Consider the following 562-nt stretch of genomic DNA (forward strand, 5'->3'; position numbering starts at 1 on the left):
ATTCTGCTCTTCAACACTCACACACACCAAACAGCGCCCCCCCATTGGCCAAACCAGTCAACCAAGTTGAAAGCTTTGACCATTGCCCCCCCACCGCTCTAGAGCGACTATTTCACCGGTCTACGTACCCATCCTGAAAATAAAAAACACACAGGGATTTGAAGCGATGCGTGATTACTCGGCTGCCACCACCCAGTTCAACTACCAACACACCGTCGACGCTGCCTTGTCGGGCAACCTGCAGGCCCTCAACGCCTGCGTCGAATGCTGCGACCGCCACGCATTACCTGGCCGCATCGCACTGTTCTGGGAGGGCAAGGACGGCCGCAGCGCCACGTCCACCTTCACCCAACTGCAAGACCAGGCCGCACGCTTCGCCAACTTCCTCCTGGCCCAGGGCGTCAATCGCGGCGACAAGGTGGCAGGGCTCCTGCCACGCACCGCCGAGCTGCTGGTGGTCGTCCTCGCCACCTGGCGCATCGGCGCGGTCTATCAGCCGCTGTTCACCGCCTTCGGCCCCAAGGCCATCGAACACCGCCTGAACAGCTCCGGCGCCGCGCTG

Annotated in this window: 1 protein-coding gene; it reads left to right on the forward strand. The window is 61.9% G+C overall.

All coding sequences use genetic code 11. From position 1 onward, the window contains the following. Positions 1-166 precede the first annotated feature (166 nt). The coding region (locus HX873_RS31395) for an AMP-binding protein (protein WP_177123851.1) at positions 167-562 on the forward strand (396 nt) is incomplete at its 3' end.

The sequence above is a fragment of the Pseudomonas sp. P7758 genome, from assembly GCF_013386485.1.
GTDB lineage: Bacteria > Pseudomonadota > Gammaproteobacteria > Pseudomonadales > Pseudomonadaceae > Aquipseudomonas.